The following is a 17516-nucleotide window of genomic DNA, read 5'->3' as shown; positions in this document are numbered from 1 at the left end:
CGCCGCGATGGCCAAGACCCTGACTTCCCACGACGATATAAGGCAATGGGCCGAAGCGCGCGGCGGTAATCCGATGCTGATGGAAACGCCCGATGGCACCGGCAGCCGCACGCTGTTGCAGCTCACCTTTGGCCAGCATGCCATCAATACCGATGGCAATGAGGGACCGGACCGGGTGGGCGGCTTTCAGCTCGTCAGCTGGGACGATTGGTTTGCCGCGCTTGAGGCTGCCAAGCTGGCCCTGCGGGTGTCGGACGATCCGGCGGGCGGGAGCGAGGCAGAGTTCGAGTTTGTGGAGCGTGGATAGGAGGTAGACCTCACTATCGGTTTCACGGCTATTCGTCCCTATCCGCCGCCGCCTCGATGGCTTCCATGTCGTCGTCGGAAAAACCGAAATGATGGCCCAGTTCGTGGATCAATACGTGGGTGACGATTTCACCCAATGTGTTGTCGTCGTTCTCGGCCCAGTAATCGAGAATGGCGCGGCGATAGAGGAAGACCGTATTGGGCAATTGCCCGGTCTGGGGCACGGCGCCATCTTCGGTCATGCCAATGCCGGTGAACAGCCCCATCAGCTCGAAAGGGCTTTCCATGCCGAAGCCTTCGAGCACGTCATCTTCGGCGAAGTCGGCAACAGAGCAGGTGACATCAGCCGCCAGCGACTTGAAGGGCTCGGGGAGCTCCTTCAAGGCAGCGGTGGCCAGTGCCTCGATGTCGTCGAGGGTGGGCGCGAAGCGCGAACCCCAGTCGGCGCTGCTTACTGCCACTCGCGAATATCGACGAAGTGGCCGGCAATGGCTGCCGCTGCCGCCATGGCGGGCGATACCAGATGGGTGCGGCCCTTGAAGCCCTGACGGCCCTCGAAATTGCGGTTGGAAGTCGAAGCGCAGCGTTCCTGCGGCTTGAGCTTGTCCGGGTTCATGGCCAGGCACATCGAGCAGCCGGGTTCGCGCCATTCAAAGCCGGCATCCTTGAAGATCTTGTCCAGACCCTCGGCCTCGGCCTGATCCTTGACCAGGCCCGAGCCGGGCACGACCATGGCATCGACCCCGGCGGCAACCTTGCGATCGCCGATCACGGCAGCAGCGGCGCGCAGGTCTTCGATACGGCCATTGGTGCAGGAGCCGATGAACACGCGTTCGACGGTAATATCGGTGATGTTGGTGCCGGGCTTGAGGCCCATATAGTCGAGCGCCCGCCATTTGGAGGCGCGCTTGTTCTCGTCCTCGATCTCGTCGGGATTGGGCACGACGCCGGTCACCGAGATCACGTCCTCGGGCGAGGAGCCCCAGGAGACGATCGGCGGGAGCTTGGCAGCGTCGAGCACGACGACCTTGTCGTAGTGGGCGCCTTCATCGGATTTGAGCGTCTTCCAATAGTCGAGCGCCATGTCCCAGGCCTTGCCGGTCGGCGCGCGATTGCGGCCCTTCACATAGTTGAAGGTGGTCTCGTCGGGCGCGATCAGGCCGGCGCGGGCACCCCCCTCAATGGTCATGTTGCAGACCGTCATGCGGCCTTCCATGGAGAGGGAGCGAATGGCTTCGCCAGCGAATTCGATGACGTGGCCATTGCCGCCGGCGGTGCCGATCTCACCGATAATGGCGAGGATAATGTCCTTGGCGGTGACGTGCGGGGGCAGTTTGCCATCCACGCGCACCAGCATGTTCTTGGCCTTCTGCTGGATCAGCGTCTGGGTAGCCAGAACGTGTTCCACTTCGGAGGTGCCAATGCCATGCGCCAGGGCGCCGAAAGCCCCATGGGTCGAGGTATGGCTGTCGCCGCAGACAATGGTCATGCCAGGCAGGGTAAAGCCCTGTTCGGGACCGACGATATGCACGATCCCCTGGCGCTTATCGAAGGGGTCGAAATATTCGATGCCGAAATCCTTGGTATTCTCGGCCAGAGCGGCGATCTGGATCGCGCTTTCCGGGTCCGGATTGGGCAAGGAACGGTCGGTGGTGGGCACGTTGTGATCGACAACGGCCAGGGTGCGCTCGGGGTGGCGCACCTTGCGATTGTTCATGCGCAGCCCTTCAAAGGCCTGGGGGCTCGTGACTTCGTGCACGAGGTGGCGATCAATATAGAGCAGCGAGGTCCCGTCCTCGTTGTTCTGCACCAGATGGTCGTCCCAGATCTTGTCGTAGAGCGTGCGCGCCTTGGTCATCGTTTAGGTTCCGGCAGGGAATGCGAAGTTTGGAGCCGTTCTAAGCCGGGACGGGGCAGGGGTCAAGCACAACCGTACCGTCGGGTACGGTTCTTTATTCCGAAATGCTGCTTGTGACCGTGCCGGGCGTCGGGGCGCTGGCCTGGGATGGTCTGATCCGCCGCTTGAGCAGGCGCAATGCGGTCAGTGGCAGCTCCACGAGCCCTGGCTTGGGGTCGCGCAGCGAGAAGGTGGCGAAGGTTCGCGTGCGGCCGACCGAATGCAGGTAATCGCCAAGGCGCAGCTTGCCCAGGCCTAGCAATTGCACGGCAACGACGACGTCACGCAACAGGAACATCCAGCCGATGCCGGGCGTCGCCGCGGTGGCGGCGATCATTTCTCCGGCGCTGAGCGTGGTCAGCATGGCGCCGAAATCCACGCCCGCCGCCTGCGCCAGCCCGAACCAGGACCAGGGCCGCGGATTGACGTCGAGCAATTTCAGATCGCCGCTGCGCGGGTCGCGCTTGAACTCGATCTCGCATACCCCGTGATGGCGGATCGAGGTCAGGAAGGCTTCGCCCTTGGCAATGACGTCGGGTTGCTCGACAGTTTCGACAAAGGTCGAGGTATAGCTGAATTCGAGCGGAAACTGGCGGCTGCGCCGGGCGGCAAAGCTCGCGCGAGGGCTACCCTTCCACCACAGGCCCGCATAGGAGTACTGGTTCTCGCCGCCGCCGGGAATGTATTCCTGAACGACGATATGCTCCTTGCCCTGCAATTGCAGCGCCTCGGCATAGAGTTCGAGGAACTGGGCCGCGTTGTCGGCACGCCAGGCCTTGGCGCGGGTGAACCGGTTGAGCGTGATCCGCATGGTCGGCTTCAGCACCACCGGAAACTGCATGGTCGCGGCAATGGCGGCCGGGTCGTCTCCGATGGTGTAGATGCGCGGCACGGCGATGCCCAATTCGGTGGCGCGCTGATAGGTCAGCGCCTTGTCGCAGGCCCATTGCAGTTGCGCCCAATCGGGCAGCGCGACCTGCAGCATGGCCGATAGCCGGGCATGCTCCTGGGCGACAAGTTTGACATCGGCATCGGCGGCCGGAACGAGCAGATAATTCTCGAGGCTATGCTCACGCACCAGCGCTTCGAGGGCCTCGATGGCGCCCGGGTTCTCGGCCCCAGGCCATTCGGCCCAGTGGTGGACGGCGTTGGAGAAGCGCGGCAATGGGGTGAAATTGGTGACGAACCAGACGTCGAGCCCCTGCTTGGCAAGGCTGCGGGCCAGGGCGATGGCGCCGTGGGAGCCTGCCAGGATAATTGCCCCTTTGGGGCGAGGGGACGTCTTCAACATGCTCATGGCTCGTTTTTCACCAGCGGTGTTTCATATGTGGCGCCCTCCTGTCCCCCCGAATGGGTCCGGAGCCGCAAAATGCCAAAAATAGTGGGGTCCAACCCCGTTCGAACCGCGCATTGCCAGCTCATCAGGCCATAGGCCAGCATACGGTTAAGTGAACTTACTATGGCCACGCCAATGACGCCAAAGCTAGGCAGCACGGCGATCTGGGCCAGGATACTGATCAGAGTGGTTAATCCGAAAATGGCCGCATAGCGCTTCTCATGGCCGGTCAGCATCAGCACCGAACGCGAGGGGCCAGTGGCCGCATCGGCCAGAAAACCCACGGCAAGAATGATCAGCAGGATGGAAGCATCGCCATAGCTTTCCCCGAACAGGCTCATGATCGGATTGCCGAAAAAGACGAAAGCAAGGAAGGCCAGCAGCGAGAAGATAAAGCCGCCCCAGGTTCCGGCTGCCAGCAATAGCTGCGCCTTGTGCCGTTCCCCCGCATAGAAGTGGCGGGCGATGGGCGGGGCTATTACCAGGGAGATGGCAAAGGCGAAGAGGGTCATCAACCCGCCGGTGCGGAAAGCGTTGAAATAGGCGCCGGCCTGTTCGGGGGCGAGGAGGGCGCCGATGACGATGGTATCGGCATTGAGCGCCGCCGCGTTGATAAAGCCGCCCAGCAATAGCCAAAGGCTGATCTTGCCGCGGGCGCGCCAGAAGCCGGAAAGGCCGGCAAAGCCAAGCGGCAATTGATAGCGCTCGGTCCGCGCCAGCCCGTATTGCGCCGCCACCACGACCAGCAGCAGCCCAGCGGCCAGCAGCAATGCACCCCAGCCGGTCAGCATGACCCCGGCGGCAGCCAGGGCCAGCGCGAGGAGAGGCAGAGCGATCCGCCACACCACATCGCGCGGCGCCAGCGCGGTCCAGATCGAGCCCTGGGTGCGCAAGGCGGCGGATGTGTATTCGCCCAGCGCCATGGGCAGCACCAATAGGGCGGCGGCATAGAGCGGCCAGCTCGGCGCGCTGCCGCGGAGGGCATCGGCAATGGCGGCATAGAGGCAGAGCGCGGCGGCGACCAGGAGGCTGCCCAGGATGGTCAGCATGCTGCCGGCGCGCAAGGTGGTGCGGGCGGCGGCGCTGTCCTTGCGGGCCATATCCTCGGCATGGAACCGCATCACGGCGGTCTGCTGTCCCATGCCGGCGCCGATCGCCAATACGGTTGCCAGCGCCAGGCCGAAGGCGAAATAGCCATATTCGGCGGCGCTCATGGTGCGGGCCAGAACAACAAAGCCGATATAGGTCAGGCCGGCCGAGGCCAGCTTGATCGCGAGCGAGGATAACGACCGGGTCAAACCCGTTCGCAGCAGCGACCCAAAAGCGCCCCCTTGCCTCAGCATATCTGCCCCATCGCGGCCGGCAGAACCGGCGCTTCCACTGTGGCAGGTCTATCTCAAGAAGCCCTTACTGGTCCCGTTACAATTCGGTAAGGCTGGAAGCCTTGATTTTTCGCGTTTGCGAACCGCGAAACATTGCCGCTTTTGCTGGAAACTCTAGTGCCGGAAGTGGCGCATGCCGGTCATCACCATGGCAATGCCGGCGGCATCGGCCGCGTCAATCACCTCGTCGTCGCGCATCGAACCGCCGGGCTGGATTACGGCGGTGGCGCCGGCAGCAACCAATGCTTCAAGGCCATCGGCGAAGGGGAAGAAGGCATCCGAGGCAACGACCGAGCCCTGTGTCAGGGCGCCTTCGATGCCTGCCGCCCTTGCGGCATCGATCGACTTGCGGTGGCCAGTGAGTGCGGAATCCACGCGCGACATCTGTCCGGCGCCAATGCCGACCGTGGCGCCGTCCCGGACATAGACAATGGCGTTGGATTTGACGTGCTTGGCAACCTTGGCGGCCAGCCGCAGATCGGCCAGCTCGGCCGCGCTCGGAGCCTTTTTGGTCACCACCTTGATATCGCAATCATCGACATTGCGATTGTCGCGCGACTGGACTAAGAGGCCTCCTGCGACCGATTTGACCACGAGGCCATCGGCCTTGGGATCGGCAATGCCCCCGGTCAGCAGCAGGCGCAGGTTCTTCTTGGCGGCGATGATAGCCTGGGCTTCCGGGGTGGCCGAGGGAGCCACGATCACCTCGGTAAAGACCTTGACGATTTCTTCGGCAGTGGCCGCGTCGATCTCGCGATTGGTGGCGACGATGCCGCCAAAGGCGCTGACCGGGTCGGTGCGCAGGGCGTTCTTATAGGCGGTCACCAGATCATCGGCGACGGCGACGCCGCAGGGATTGGCGTGCTTGATGATGGCCACTGCCGCGCCCTGGACGGGGTCGAATTCGCTGACCAGCTCGAAGGCGGCATCGGTATCGTTGATATTGTTGTAGCTGAGCGTCTTGCCCTGCACCTGCGTTGCGGTGGCAACGCCCGGGCGGCTGTCGCCATTGGCGTAAAAGCCGGCCCATTGATGGGGGTTTTCGCCATAGCGCATGACTTCGCGCAGCGTGCCGGCAAAGCTGCGATAGGGGATTTCGGGATAGTCGATCGCTTTGGCGAACCAGCTTGAAATGGCGCTGTCATAGGCCGCCGTGCGGGCATAGGCCTTGGCCGCCAGTCTCTGGCGCAGCTCGAACGGCACCCCGCCAGTGGTCTTGATGGCGTCGAGAATGGCTGGATAATCGGCGGGATCGACGACGACGGTCACATAGGCATGGTTCTTGGCGGCGGAGCGCACCATGGCCGGCCCGCCAATATCGATATTTTCGATAATGTCGTCATAGCCTGCGCCCGAGGCCACGGTCTTCTCGAAGGGGTAGAGATTGACCGCGACCAGATCGATGGCGCCGATGTCATGCTCGGCCATGGAGGCGGCATGGTCGGCCTTGTCGCGTACGGCCAAAAGCCCGCCATGTACCTTGGGATGCAGCGTCTTGACGCGGCCATCCATCATTTCGGGGAAGCCGGTCAGGTCGGAAATCTCGCGGACTGGCAGGCCAGCATCGCTGATGAGCTTATGCGTGCCGCCGGTCGATACCAGCTCCACGCCTGCTTCGCTCAGCCCCCGCGCAAAGTCTGCCATGCCGGATTTGTCGAATACCGAAAGCAGCGCGCGCCCGACCTTGACCGTCTTGCTCATGAGGATGTTCCGCCCGTGTGATGATGTCGGCCGCTCGCTAGCACGAAGCGGCGGCGATGGGAACCACGCGTTACTGCTCGAGCGTAAAGATCCAGGCGATCTCGCGATCGGGAGCCGCCGGGGTTTCCAGCACGAGCTGGCGTGTCTTGTGAAAACCGAGATAGGAGGATTGGCGCACGCTTTCCTCCTCGTGGAAATCGGCGCCTTCCCACAAAAAGCTCCAGACCGTGCCATTGGGCAATACCAGCCGCACCAGCCCCTCGCCCGAAACGCGACGGACCATGACATTGGGCGCCAGGTGAAAGCGTACTGAAAGCAGGCCCGAGGGCGTGCCATTGGCAATCATGCGATCCTGCCCAACCAGGGTCGTCCCCTCCGATAGCAGGGTCAGGCGGCGCTCGAGATCGACGCCATAGCGCTTGGCATAGCCGCCGGTGCCCAAGGTCAGCAGATGATCGGCCGGATCGAGCGCCAATGCGGGCGGTGTCCGCTCGGCATCGTCGGCATCCATCGAGGGCGCCGAATGGGCCACGGTCTGGCGGAACAGGGCCTGGCTCTCGGGGAGATCAGCCGGCGCCGGCCCGCAGGAGCCCAGGATCAATTCATTGCCATAGGAAAATTCGAAGGCGAGGGCGCCGGCATGGGCGTCGGCGTCAAACCCCTTGGGCGGCCTTTGCCCGGAATCGGCGATGACCACGGCCTCGCCATTGCGCAGAATACCGTAGCCGCCCAGCAGCATGGATCGCCGCTTGCGGGTGGGGGCGAGCGCCTGCACGGCAATCAGCACGTCATGGGGCAATTGTCCGCAGCCATTGAAATAGACGGGCTCGCCGCTGGAGAGCGTCAGCGCGTCGAGGCTTTCATGCATGCGGTCGATCTGGGCGCCCAGTTCATTGCCTTCTTCGGTCTTCCAGGCGCCCGCCGCGCGGCGGACGCTGGCCAGTTCCACCAACAATTGCAATTGCAGCTTGGGGCTGCGCGACAGATGCATGCCATCGGCATCGAGCTGGCCGGCGAGAACCGCATTGAGCTTGGTGAGCCGGGCAGGCACGTCAGTCTTGTCGTCCTGGTCGCAGATTTCGGCGCCCAGCAGGGCGATGGCGGCATAAAGCGTTTCGGTGGGGTCGCTGGTCAGTGGCGCGCGGACCTTGAGGCTCTGGATCTGGGCGCCCAGCACCCGCTGGATGGTCTTGGCCTGTTCGGGATTGGCGCCATCGAGCAGCAGTGGCAGATGGCGCAGCCAATTGAGCACGCGCTGGGCGCAAAGAGCGGGGGCCCAGGTATCCCGCTCGAACTGGCCCTCGCGGCTGATCCAGTCGAGCACCAGCATGCGGGCAAACTTGCGCTCGCCGGGGTCGCGCACGTCGCGGAAATGGCGCAGCCAGGAAAAGCCATGCAGATTGAGCCACCAATCCATGTGGTCGATATCGAGATTGAAAGGCGAGGCGCCGCCGGTTTCCACCAATTTGGAGGCCAGAAGATAGCGGCCGCTCATCATGTCGCGCACCGCATCGCGGTCGGCGGGGCGGAATTCGGGAAGCTCACCGGCAAAGGCGTCATCGGCCAGGCCGCGCCAGGTCCAGCGCAGCAGGGGCAGCGTCACTACATTGTCGGCCAGGCCCAGCAGCAGCCGGCGCAGCGTGAAACCGAGCTGTCCGGCCATCAGCCTGTCCCCGCGCGCCCAGCGCCCAGGACAAGTCTACTGCACCTCAAAAACCTCAACGACCCAAATCCTTTGCGCTGCAACGTCCCCCGACCGTTGCCGTTCGCCCCCAAGCCGATTCTAGCGATGGCGGCGGAATCGCGCCACGAAGAATCCATCCATGCCCCCAGCCAATCCGCCCGGGTTCATGCCCGGATGGGTCCGCACCAGGCCTTTTTCGGTCACGGCCTGCTCGAGACCGGCCATTTCCGCTGCTGTAACGGGGAAAAGCTCAAGCCCGGGCAGCGAATCAAGGGCCCATTCGACCTGCTCTTCGCCTTCGGCCGGTTCGAGCGAACAGACGCAATAGAGCAATACTCCATCGGTATCGAGACAGCGGAAGGCATTGGTCAGCAGCGCCCGCTGCAGGCGCACCCGGCCTGCCACATCGCCAACCGAACGATGCCAGATGACTTCGGGGTGGCGCCGGAACGTGCCAGTAGCCGAGCAGGGCGCGTCGAGCAGGACCCCGGAATAGAGCGAGGTCGGTGCGAATGTGCCGGCGTCGCCGACAATGGTCTCGGTCGCCGTATAGTTGAGGCGGGCAAGATTGCCACGCAGGCGTTCCATGCGGCTGGCATCGCTGTCGAGCGCGGTCACGGCATAGCCGGCCTTGATCAACTGGGCGGTCTTGCCGCCGGGGGCGGCGCAGAGGTCGAGCACGCGGGCGCCCGGCTCAAGCGCCAGCAGGCGCGCCGGAATGGCGGAGGCGGCGTCCTGAACCCACCATTGGCCCTCGGCATAGCCGGGCAGGGCCTCGACGGGCCGGTCGCGCTGCTCGATGCGCACGGTATCGGCAAGAACCGGTTCTGCTCCCAGCGTCTCGATTAGCTCCGGATCGACATTCTTGAGCGTCAGGTCGAGCGGCGCGCCGGCGAGCAGGGCGTCGGAAAAGCCATCAATGGCTTCTTCGCCATAGGCCTGGAGCCAGGTATCGCCAAAAGTGTCGGGGATCAGCAGGTCATCGCTCAGCATGCCGAACTTGGCCGAATTGGCCTGGGCGCTGCGCAATACAGCATTCATCAGGCCCGACAGATGGCGTGCCTTGGGGTCGCGCTTGGTGGCCTCGACGGCAAGGAACAATGCACTATGCGCGCCCAGATCGGGCAGGAAAACCAGCTGCGCCAGCGACAGGCGCAGAATGGCTTCGAAAGTGCCCGACTTGCCCGGCATGCCCTTGTCGAGCAGGGCATGGATGATGAAATTGAGCTGGCCCTGGCGGCGCAGCGCCGTGGTGATCAGCCTGTTGGCCAGCGCGCGATCGCGCCCATCGGCCAGCTCTGCCGCGGTCAGCGGCGCGAAATTGTCGCCCGCCAGAACGGATTTGAGCCGCTGGGCGGCAACGAGGCGGAGCTTGAGCCCCGCCGGTTCGGTTTTAGGTGCCACGCTTCAGAATTATCCCCAGGGACCGTTTTGTCCGCCGCCGTCATCGGACCTTCCGGTGGGCGGCACGCGCCAGCCGCTGCCAGTGCCGCGAGCGGTCGAAGCCGGTTGCGAACGAGGCTGGGGCGCAGGGCCCTTATCGTTCACCTGCATCTCGGCTGCAAGCTTCTGCAGGGCCGCGATGCGATTGCCGGTATCGGGATGGGTGGAAAAGAGATTGTCCATCCGCTGCCCTGAGAGGGGATTGATGATGTACATATGGGCCATGGCCGGGTTGCGCTCGGCCGCGACATTGACCTGGCGGCCGGCCAGGCTGGCGATCTTGTTGAGGGCCGAGGCCAGCGCTAGCGGATCGCCCGATATCTCGGCGCCGTCGCGATCGGCCTCATATTCGCGGGTGCGGCTTACCGCCATCTGCACCACCATGGCAGCCAGGGGAGCCAGGAACACCATGAGCAGGGCGCCGATGCCGCCCAGCGGGTTGTCGCGATTATTGCCGCCACCGAAGAAGAGCCCGAATTGCGCCAGGGCGGAAATCGCGCCGGCAAAGGTCGCCGTGATGGTCATGGTCAGCGTGTCGCGGCTGCGAATATGGGCCAGTTCGTGGGCAACCACGCCGGCCACTTCTCGCGTTTCGAGGTTCCGCAGCAGGCCGGTCGAAACTGCCACCGCAGCATTGTTTGGGTCGCGCCCGGTGGCAAAGGCATTGGGCTGGTCGGACTGGATGATATAGACCGCCGGCGTCGGAATACCGGCCCGCTTGGAGAGCGTATCCACCATGTCGTAAAGCTCGGGCACCCGGCTGCGCTCGACAGGAACGGCGTTCTGCATGCGCAGCACCATCTTGTCCGAATTCCAGTAGCTGAAAAGGTTGGTGGCAGCGGCAAAGAGGAAGGCGATCATCATGCCGCCGGTGCCGCCGATGAAATAACCCACCACCATGAACAGGGCCGTCAGCCCGGCGATCAGGACGGCAGTGCGAAACATGTTGAACATCGGAGCCTCTTGGGGTTCGTCTTTCCCGCAACTATGTTGTGCCGACAGGGGTTTCATGCAAGGCGCATGAACATAGCACATTTCGAAAGCCGTCGATGAGTGATGCAGAAGAGAGTTTTGAGGGTGAAGAGGCCCCACGGCCGCCACTGAGCGCGGCCGCCCGGCGCGCCCTTGCCGAAGCCGAGGCCCGGCGCAACGCCATCGACGGCAAAACCGCCTTTGCTCCAAAGGAAAAAGGCGGGCGCGGCGGGCTGGAACCCGGCCGCTATGGCGATTGGGAAATCAAGGGCCTGACCAGCGACTTTTAGGCGAACGGCTAGCGCCCGCCCGCCGCCTCCAGCATCTGCACCATTTCGTCAAAGCCGCGACTGCGGGCATGGGCGAGCGGGCTGACGCCATCGCCATCGGCCAGATTGGGATCGGCGCCGGCATCGAGCAACAGTTTGACGATGGCGACGTGGCTGGGCCCGCCATTGCCCAGGATGATGGCCTCGAGCAGCGCCGTCCAGCCGAGGCGGTTCACGTGATCGACAGCGACCCCGGCGGCGATCAGGGTCGCTACCGTTTCCACATGACCCCGCTCGGCTGCCGGAATCAGGGCGGTGCCGCCATAGCGATTGATGCTCTTGAGGTCCGCGCCATGGGCCAGCGTCAGCTTGAGGATTTCGAGATGTCCGCGCGCCCCGGCATAGAGATAGGGGCTATCGGCAATGGCGTCCTTGGCATTGACGTCTGCACCCGCCTCGATCAGCAGTCTTGCCGCTTCGATCTGGTTGGCGTGCGTTGCGGCCAGTAGCGCCGTTGCCCCGTCGCCATCGCGGGCCTCGAGGTCGGTGCCGGCGGCGATTTGCGCCGCCACGGTGGCTATATCGCCCTGCCGGGCTGCCGTGATCAGATCATTGGCCATGGCGGCTCCTCCCATTATCAGGCCTACCAGAACCGCCAGTGCCGCGCTGCGCCAGGAGCGGACCATGCTAGCCTCGTGCCTTTTCGATGGCTGGCAGCAGGTGATCGTCCACGGCCTGTGGCGTCAGGGGCCCGACATGCTTGAAGGTGATGACGCCATTGGCGTCGACCACGAAGGTTTCCGGCACGCCATAGACGCCCCAATCGATCGAGACACGCCGGTCGCGGTCGGCACCCACCGCGTCATAGGGATTGCCCAGCTCGGCGAGGAAGGCGCGGGCATTTTCGGGAGCGTCGGACTGGTTGATGCCGAACATGCGCACCTTGGCGACATCCTTGACCGCTTCGAGCAGGGGATGCTCGGCCCGGCAGGGCAGGCACCAGCTGGCAAAGACATTGACCACGGTGACCTCGCCCTTGAGCGCAGCCGTATCGAAGCCCGGTACGCCAAGCTCGGGTATGGCTTCCATGGCAAAGGCCGGGGCGGGCTTATCGATCAGGACGCTGCGCACCAGCGAAGGGTCGCGGTCCATGGAAGAAGCAAAGATGGCGACCAGCGCAACCAGCAGGAGCAGCGGCAGGGCGAAAAGCACATAGCGCATCAGGCGGGTCCGGCCGAGCGGCGGCGAATGCCGCGGGCTTCGAGATCGGCGAGCTTTTTTGCTGTGCGCCTGGCGTCGAAGAGGGTCCAGCCGATCAGCCCGGCAATGGCGAGCGTTACCCCTGCATAGGCCGAGACGATGAAAACGGCGTGTGGTCCCAGATCGATCATGCCCGGGCTCCCTGCGCCGCCTGCCGTTCGAGCGCGGCAACGCGACGGCGCTGCACTTCGGTATGCATGGCCTTGAGATGCAGCACCAGGAACAGAAATGTAAAGGCGAAGAACATCACGAAAAGCGGCGTCAGGATGGAACCGGGCATGCGCGGACCATCGGCGCGGAAGACGCTGGCCGGCTGGTGCAATGTGCTCCACCAATCGACCGAGAATTTGATGATGGGAATGTTAACAGCGCCCACAAGGGTGAAGACGGCGATGACGCGGGCGGCGCGGAGCTGATCGTCGAAGGCCCGCCACAGCGCGATAATGCCGAGATAGATGAACAGCAGCACCAGGGTCGAGGTCATGCGGCCGTCCCATTCCCAGAACGTGCCCCAGGTGGGCCGGCCCCAAAGCGAGCCGGTAAAGAGCGCCAGCGCGGTGAAGGTCGCGCCCAGGGGGGCAGCCGCCTTCATCGATACATCGGCCATGGGGTGGCGCCAGACGAGCGAACCAAGCGCCGAAACTGCCATCACGCCATAGACGAATTGGCTGAGCCAGGCGGTGGGGACATGCACATACATGATCCGCACCGTATCGCCCATCTGATAGTCCTCGGGCGAGTTGAAGAGGGCGAACCAGAGCCCCGCTGCAAACAGCAATGCGGTCAGGATCGTCAGCGGCCAGAGCAGGGGGCGGGTCCAGGCGACGAATTGCCCCGGATGGGCAATCCGGTTCCACCAGCTCTGTTTGGGGGCGGTTTCGATAGTCATGATCCCTAGCGCTCTAATCCTCGGCGGAGCTTATCGCAAGTGCTGCCGCGAACGGGGCCAGCGCTACGGCTATGAGACTGAGCGCGGCGAGAAAAAGCAAGGCGGGGGTGGATTGGTCCGGGCCGGGGCCGGTGGCTATGGCTCCCGTGCCAAAGATCAGCACCGGCACCGACAAGGGCGCGATGAGGATGGGTGCGATGAGGCCGCCGCGGCGAATGGCCACGGTCACGGCAGCGCCGATGGCTCCAAAAGCGGCCAAAGCCGGGGTGCCCAGCAGCAGCGAAACCACCATGCGCCAGAAGGCCGAGAAATCCATTGCCAGCAGCACGGCGAGGATCGGACTGGCCAGGATCAGCGGCACAGCCGTCAGCAGCCAGTGCGCGATCACTTTTGCGGCAATGATGCCAGCAAGCGGCAGGTCGGCATGACGCAGCAGGATCAGCGTGCCGTCCTCGTGATCGGGACGAAACAGCCGGTCGAGGCCCAGCAGCATGGCAAGAAACGCTGCAATCCAGATAATCCCCGGTGCGATGGTGGCCAGCAGTGCCCGATCGGGGCCCACGGCAAAGGGCACGATGGCGCCGGTGATCACAAAAAACAGCACCAGCGTCAGCACATCGCCGCCGCCGCGCAGTGCCAGGGCCATCTCCCGGCCGATAATGGCGGAAAAGGCCCTCATGCCGCTTTCCCCAAGGCCAGGGTTTCCATGCGGGCGGGGTCGGGCAGGGTGATCGGGTCATGCGTGGCCGCGATAGCAATGCCGCCGGCGTTAAGATGCTCGTCGATCAGTTCGGTCACCAATTGGTGGCCCTCGGTGTCGAGCGCCGCTGTCGGCTCGTCCAGCAGCCAGAGCGGCCGCCGTGTCACCAGCAACCGCGCCAGCGCCAGCCGCCGGCTCTGTCCGGCCGAGAGATAGCCGGCATCGAGCGTTGCCAGCTCGCCCAGGCCGACCCGGTCAAGCGCATCATCTATTCTCTCGCCGGTTGCGCCATTGACCCCCGCCCAAAAGCCCAAATTCTCCTCTACGCTGAGGCGCGGCTTAACGGCATTGCGGTGACCGCAATAATGCAGCAGCGGCCCGGCCTCCGGGTCCGCCCCTTCAAGGGCAAAAAATCCGCCCAGAGGCGCCACGATCCCCGCCAGCGTCAGCAGCAACGTGGTCTTGCCGGTGCCATTGGGGCCGCGCAGCAAAAGACAGGTGCCGCCATGGACGGCAAAGCTCATGTCATCGGCCAGCGGCAGGCCGCCGCGGCCACAGGCAAGCCCCTGCGCGCGCAGCACTAAAGATGGGTAGGCTTGCCTTTGCGTCATGACCCCATCTCGTATTGAACCAAAGGCAAGACTGGCAAGGGCAATCTTTAGTGTCTATAAGCCGTCACAGATTGGAGTCATTCCAGAAAAGGCGACGCTATCCGGCGGATTTCGGGAGCTTTTCCGACTGCCCTGGCCGCGTCAGCAGCAATTCCAGCAAAGGGCGGAGCACCGTGACCTCAGTAAACAGCTTCAAGTCCAAATCGACCCTTACGGTCGGCGGCAAGACCTATACCTATTATTCCATCGCCGAAGCCGAAAAGAACGGCCTCAAGGGCGTGTCGAGCCTGCCCCATTCGATGAAGGTGGTGCTGGAAAACCTGCTGCGTTTCGAAGACAACCGCACGGTCACCAAGGCCGATATCGAGGCCGTCGCCACTTGGCTCACGACCCGCACCTCCGAGCATGAAATTTCCTATCGCCCGGCCCGCGTGCTGATGCAGGACTTCACCGGCGTTCCCGCCGTGGTGGATCTGGCCGCCATGCGCGACGCCACCGCCAAGCTCGGCGCCAATCCGCAGAAGATCAATCCGCTGGTCCCCGTCGATCTGGTCATCGATCACTCGGTGATGGTCGACAGCTTCGGCACGGCCCTGGCCTTCGGGCAGAATGTCGAGCTCGAATATGAACGCAATGGCGAGCGCTATGAATTCCTGCGCTGGGGCCAGTCGGCATTCGATAATTTCCGCGTCGTGCCCCCCGGCACCGGCATCTGCCACCAGGTGAATCTGGAATATCTGGCTCAGACCGTGTGGACCAAGGACGAGAATGGCGAAACCGTCGCCTATCCCGACACCTTGGTGGGCACCGACTCGCACACGACCATGGTCAATGGCATGGCCGTTCTGGGCTGGGGCGTGGGCGGCATCGAGGCCGAGGCGGCCATGCTGGGCCAGCCCATCACCATGCTGATCCCCGAAGTCGTGGGCTTCAAGCTCACCGGCAAGATCAATGAAGGCATTACCGCCACCGATCTGGTGCTGACGGTCACCGAAATGCTGCGCAAGAAGGGCGTGGTCGGCAAGTTCGTCGAATTCTACGGGCCGGGCCTCGACTATCTCAGCCTCGAAGACCAGGCGACCATTGCCAATATGGCCCCTGAATATGGCGCCACCTGCGGCTATTTCCCGGTCGACAGCGATACGCTGAAATATCTGACCACGTCGGGCCGCGACCCGCAGCGCGTGGCGCTGGTGGAAGCCTATTCACGCGCCCAGGGCATGTTCCGCGAGACCAATTCGCCCGATCCGGTCTTCACCTCGACCCTCGAGCTTGATCTTTCGACCGTCGTGCCGTCCCTCTCCGGCCCCAAACGCCCGCAGGACCGCGTTGCCCTCAAGGATGCCGCTGCGTCCTTCGCCAAGGCGCTGCCCGAGCTGGCCGGTGGCCGCGCTGAACGCACCCGCCTGCCGGCGGACAAGCAGGAATCGCGCTTTGTCGATGAAGGCGCTACCGGCGTCGGCGACATCCCCGAAGAAACCGCTTTCCCCGTCAATGGCGCCGAATATGGCATCGATGACGGCCATGTGGTGATCGCGGCGATCACCTCCTGCACCAATACGTCCAATCCTTCGGTGCTGGTCGCCGCCGGCCTTGTGGCCCGCAAGGCGCGGGCGCTGGGCCTCAATTCCAAGCCCTGGGTCAAGACCTCGCTGGCCCCCGGCTCGCAGGTGGTCACCGATTACCTGACCGCCGCGGGACTGCAGGATGATCTGGACGCGCTGGGCTTCAACCTGGTCGGCTATGGCTGCACCACTTGTATCGGCAATTCCGGCCCGCTGCCGCAGGCCATTTCCGATTGCATCAACGAGAACAAGCTGGTCGCCTGCTCGGTGCTGTCGGGCAATCGTAACTTCGAAGGCCGTGTCAATCCCGACGTGCGCGCCAATTACCTGGCCTCTCCGCCGCTGGTGGTGGCCTATGCACTGGCCGGTTCGCTTAATGTCGATGTCACCACCGAGCCCCTGGGCATCGGCAGCAATGGCCAGCCGGTCTATCTCAAGGATATCTGGCCCTCCAACCACGAGATCGCCGAGATCGTGCGCAAGCACGTGACCGCCGAAATGTTCCGCGCCCGCTATTCGGACGTGTTCAAGGGCGACACCAATTGGCAGGGCATCGCTGTCGATGGCGGCGAGACCTATAAGTGGAATTCAAGCTCCACCTATGTGCAGAACCCGCCCTATTTCGATGGCATGTCGATGGAGCCCAAGCCCATCACCAATGTCGAAAAGGCCAAGGTGCTCGCCCTGTTCCTTGATTCGATCACCACCGACCACATTTCCCCGGCCGGTTCGTTCAAGGCTTCGACCCCGGCCGGCAAGTATCTCGAAGAACGCCAGGTCGCCCCGCGCGATTTCAATTCCTATGGCGCCCGCCGCGGCAATCACGAAGTGATGATGCGCGGCACCTTCGCCAATATCCGCATCAAGAACCAGATGCTCAATGGCGTCGAGGGTGGCTATACCAAGGGCCCCGATGGCAGCCAGATGGCGATCTATGATGCTGCCATGGCCTACCAGGCCGCCGGCACGCCGCTGGTGATCTTTGCCGGCAAGGAATATGGCACCGGTTCTTCGCGTGACTGGGCGGCCAAGGGCACGAACCTGCTCGGCGTGCGCGCCGTGATCGCCCAGTCCTTCGAGCGTATCCACCGCTCCAACCTGGTCGGCATGGGTGTCATCCCGCTGCAGTTCAAGGATGGCGAGAGCTGGCAGAGCCTGGGGCTCGACGGTACCGAGACGATCGATATCGAAGGCGTCACCGAGATCGCGCCGCGCGCCATGGTCACCGTCAAGATCACCCGCGCCGATGGAAGCGTGCTCAATGTCGAGACCCGCTGCCGCATCGATACGGCCAATGAGCTCGATTACTACAAGAATGGCGGCATCCTGCATTACGTGCTGCGCAGCCTCGTCGCGGCGTAATCACCGCCTGCATTGCTGAACCGGAAATGGCGGTCCCCCGGGGCCGCCATTTTCTTTGAGCGTGGCATCAAGGAAACTCTTGGGGCGTTTTTGCCCGCTCTCACCCTCTTTTGACTAGCGGGGCTTGCAGGCGCCAGCT

General features: G+C 63.7%; 17 protein-coding genes. 3 read left to right on the top strand and 14 right to left on the bottom strand.

Annotation, left to right across the window (positions count from 1 at the left end):
• Nucleotides 1-7: 7 nt before the first annotated feature.
• Nucleotides 8-307 carry a hypothetical protein gene (locus QQL79_RS20800; protein ID WP_284394059.1) on the top strand — a complete coding sequence of 100 codons (300 nt, stop codon included), beginning with the start codon at nt 8-10 and terminating at the stop codon, nt 305-307.
• Nucleotides 308-335: 28 nt separating this feature from the next.
• Here the strand turns inward: QQL79_RS20800 and QQL79_RS20795 are convergent, their stop codons facing one another.
• From QQL79_RS20795 to htpX, 8 genes are all read right to left on the bottom strand, one after another.
• Nucleotides 336-767 carry a metallopeptidase family protein gene (locus tag QQL79_RS20795; protein WP_284394058.1) on the bottom strand — a complete coding sequence of 144 codons (432 nt, stop codon included), beginning with the start codon at nt 765-767 and terminating at the stop codon, nt 336-338.
• Nucleotides 758-2164, bottom strand: a complete 1407-nt coding sequence (gene leuC / locus QQL79_RS20790; RefSeq protein WP_284394057.1) for a 3-isopropylmalate dehydratase large subunit — start codon at nt 2162-2164, stop codon at nt 758-760. The genes QQL79_RS20795 and leuC overlap by 10 nt, the downstream gene beginning before the upstream one ends.
• Nucleotides 2165-2258: 94 nt before the next feature.
• Nucleotides 2259-3494: a carboxylate--amine ligase gene (locus QQL79_RS20785; protein WP_284394056.1), complete on the bottom strand. Its 1236-nt coding sequence runs from the start codon at nt 3492-3494 to the stop codon at nt 2259-2261.
• A gap of 2 nt (nt 3495-3496) precedes the next feature.
• A complete protein-coding gene (locus QQL79_RS20780) occupies nt 3497-4837 on the bottom strand; it encodes a lipopolysaccharide biosynthesis protein (protein ID WP_284394055.1) in 1341 nt (446 codons plus the stop codon).
• A gap of 198 nt (nt 4838-5035) precedes the next feature.
• Nucleotides 5036-6622, bottom strand: coding sequence for a bifunctional phosphoribosylaminoimidazolecarboxamide formyltransferase/IMP cyclohydrolase (purH, locus tag QQL79_RS20775; RefSeq protein WP_284394054.1), 1587 nt, complete (start codon nt 6620-6622; stop codon nt 5036-5038).
• A gap of 70 nt (nt 6623-6692) precedes the next feature.
• Nucleotides 6693-8285 (bottom strand): heparinase II/III family protein, encoded by a 1593-nt coding sequence (locus QQL79_RS20770; RefSeq protein WP_284394053.1) that lies wholly within the window; start codon nt 8283-8285, stop codon nt 6693-6695.
• Nucleotides 8286-8405: 120 nt separating this feature from the next.
• Nucleotides 8406-9710 carry an RsmB/NOP family class I SAM-dependent RNA methyltransferase gene (locus QQL79_RS20765; protein ID WP_284394052.1) on the bottom strand — a complete coding sequence of 435 codons (1305 nt, stop codon included), beginning with the start codon at nt 9708-9710 and terminating at the stop codon, nt 8406-8408.
• Nucleotides 9711-9719: 9 nt separating this feature from the next.
• Complete coding sequence (gene htpX / locus QQL79_RS20760; protein WP_284394051.1) at nt 9720-10703, bottom strand: zinc metalloprotease HtpX; 984 nt, start codon at nt 10701-10703, stop codon at nt 9720-9722.
• Nucleotides 10704-10798: 95 nt separating this feature from the next.
• On the opposite strand from htpX, the gene QQL79_RS20755 reads away from it, so the two are divergent.
• The gene (locus QQL79_RS20755; protein ID WP_284394050.1) at nt 10799-11011 is read left to right on the top strand and encodes a DUF1674 domain-containing protein; all 213 of its coding nucleotides are present in this window, start codon (nt 10799-10801) and stop codon (nt 11009-11011) included.
• Nucleotides 11012-11019: 8 nt separating this feature from the next.
• Here QQL79_RS20755 and QQL79_RS20750 read toward each other — a convergent pair whose 3' ends face one another.
• From QQL79_RS20750 to ccmA, 6 genes are all read right to left on the bottom strand, one after another.
• Entirely contained in the window at nt 11020-11610 is a 591-nt protein-coding gene (locus QQL79_RS20750; protein ID WP_284394049.1) for an ankyrin repeat domain-containing protein, read from the bottom strand.
• Between the two features lie 67 nt (nt 11611-11677).
• Nucleotides 11678-12211, bottom strand: coding sequence for a DsbE family thiol:disulfide interchange protein (locus QQL79_RS20745; RefSeq protein WP_284394048.1), 534 nt, complete (start codon nt 12209-12211; stop codon nt 11678-11680).
• On the bottom strand, nt 12211-12381 hold the full coding sequence (gene ccmD, locus QQL79_RS20740; protein ID WP_284394047.1) for a heme exporter protein CcmD: 171 nt from the start codon (nt 12379-12381) through the stop codon (nt 12211-12213). The genes QQL79_RS20745 and ccmD overlap by 1 nt, the downstream gene beginning before the upstream one ends.
• Nucleotides 12378-13139, bottom strand: a complete 762-nt coding sequence (locus QQL79_RS20735; RefSeq protein ID WP_284394046.1) for a heme ABC transporter permease — start codon at nt 13137-13139, stop codon at nt 12378-12380. The genes ccmD and QQL79_RS20735 overlap by 4 nt, the downstream gene beginning before the upstream one ends.
• 13 nt (nt 13140-13152) lie before the next feature.
• A complete protein-coding gene (ccmB, locus tag QQL79_RS20730; RefSeq protein ID WP_284394045.1) occupies nt 13153-13818 on the bottom strand; it encodes a heme exporter protein CcmB in 666 nt (221 codons plus the stop codon).
• The gene (ccmA, locus tag QQL79_RS20725; protein WP_284394044.1) at nt 13815-14450 is read right to left on the bottom strand and encodes a heme ABC exporter ATP-binding protein CcmA; all 636 of its coding nucleotides are present in this window, start codon (nt 14448-14450) and stop codon (nt 13815-13817) included. The genes ccmB and ccmA overlap by 4 nt, the downstream gene beginning before the upstream one ends.
• Nucleotides 14451-14623: 173 nt before the next feature.
• On the opposite strand from ccmA, the gene acnA reads away from it, so the two are divergent.
• Nucleotides 14624-17377 carry an aconitate hydratase AcnA gene (acnA, locus tag QQL79_RS20720; RefSeq protein WP_284394043.1) on the top strand — a complete coding sequence of 918 codons (2754 nt, stop codon included), beginning with the start codon at nt 14624-14626 and terminating at the stop codon, nt 17375-17377.
• Nucleotides 17378-17516: the final 139 nt, after the last annotated feature.

This window comes from Devosia yakushimensis (assembly GCF_030159855.1).
Lineage (GTDB): Bacteria > Pseudomonadota > Alphaproteobacteria > Rhizobiales > Devosiaceae > Devosia > Devosia yakushimensis.
The sequence above is the reverse complement of the archived record's forward strand: the minus strand, read 5'-3'. Positions and strand labels throughout refer to the sequence as shown.

Bases quoted from the DNA above. Each gene is read 5' to 3' on its own strand.
- QQL79_RS20800 (WP_284394059.1), top strand. From the start codon at position 8: ATGGCCAAGACCCTGACTTCCCACGACGATATAAGGCAATGGGCCGAA.
- purH (WP_284394054.1), bottom strand. From the start codon at position 6,622: ATGAGCAAGACGGTCAAGGTCGGGCGCGCGCTGCTTTCGGTATTCGAC.
- QQL79_RS20745 (WP_284394048.1), bottom strand. From the start codon at position 12,211: ATGCGCTATGTGCTTTTCGCCCTGCCGCTGCTCCTGCTGGTTGCGCTG.
- leuC (WP_284394057.1), bottom strand. From the start codon at position 2,164: ATGACCAAGGCGCGCACGCTCTACGACAAGATCTGGGACGACCATCTG.
- QQL79_RS20785 (WP_284394056.1), bottom strand. From the start codon at position 3,494: ATGTTGAAGACGTCCCCTCGCCCCAAAGGGGCAATTATCCTGGCAGGC.
- QQL79_RS20770 (WP_284394053.1), bottom strand. From the start codon at position 8,285: ATGGCCGGACAGCTCGGTTTCACGCTGCGCCGGCTGCTGCTGGGCCTG.
- ccmD (WP_284394047.1), bottom strand. From the start codon at position 12,381: ATGATCGATCTGGGACCACACGCCGTTTTCATCGTCTCGGCCTATGCA.
- ccmA (WP_284394044.1), bottom strand. From the start codon at position 14,450: ATGACGCAAAGGCAAGCCTACCCATCTTTAGTGCTGCGCGCGCAGGGG.
- QQL79_RS20750 (WP_284394049.1), bottom strand. From the start codon at position 11,610: ATGGCCAATGATCTGATCACGGCAGCCCGGCAGGGCGATATAGCCACC.
- QQL79_RS20735 (WP_284394046.1), bottom strand. From the start codon at position 13,139: ATGACTATCGAAACCGCCCCCAAACAGAGCTGGTGGAACCGGATTGCC.
- ccmB (WP_284394045.1), bottom strand. From the start codon at position 13,818: ATGAGGGCCTTTTCCGCCATTATCGGCCGGGAGATGGCCCTGGCACTG.
- htpX (WP_284394051.1), bottom strand. From the start codon at position 10,703: ATGTTCAACATGTTTCGCACTGCCGTCCTGATCGCCGGGCTGACGGCC.
- QQL79_RS20755 (WP_284394050.1), top strand. From the start codon at position 10,799: ATGAGTGATGCAGAAGAGAGTTTTGAGGGTGAAGAGGCCCCACGGCCG.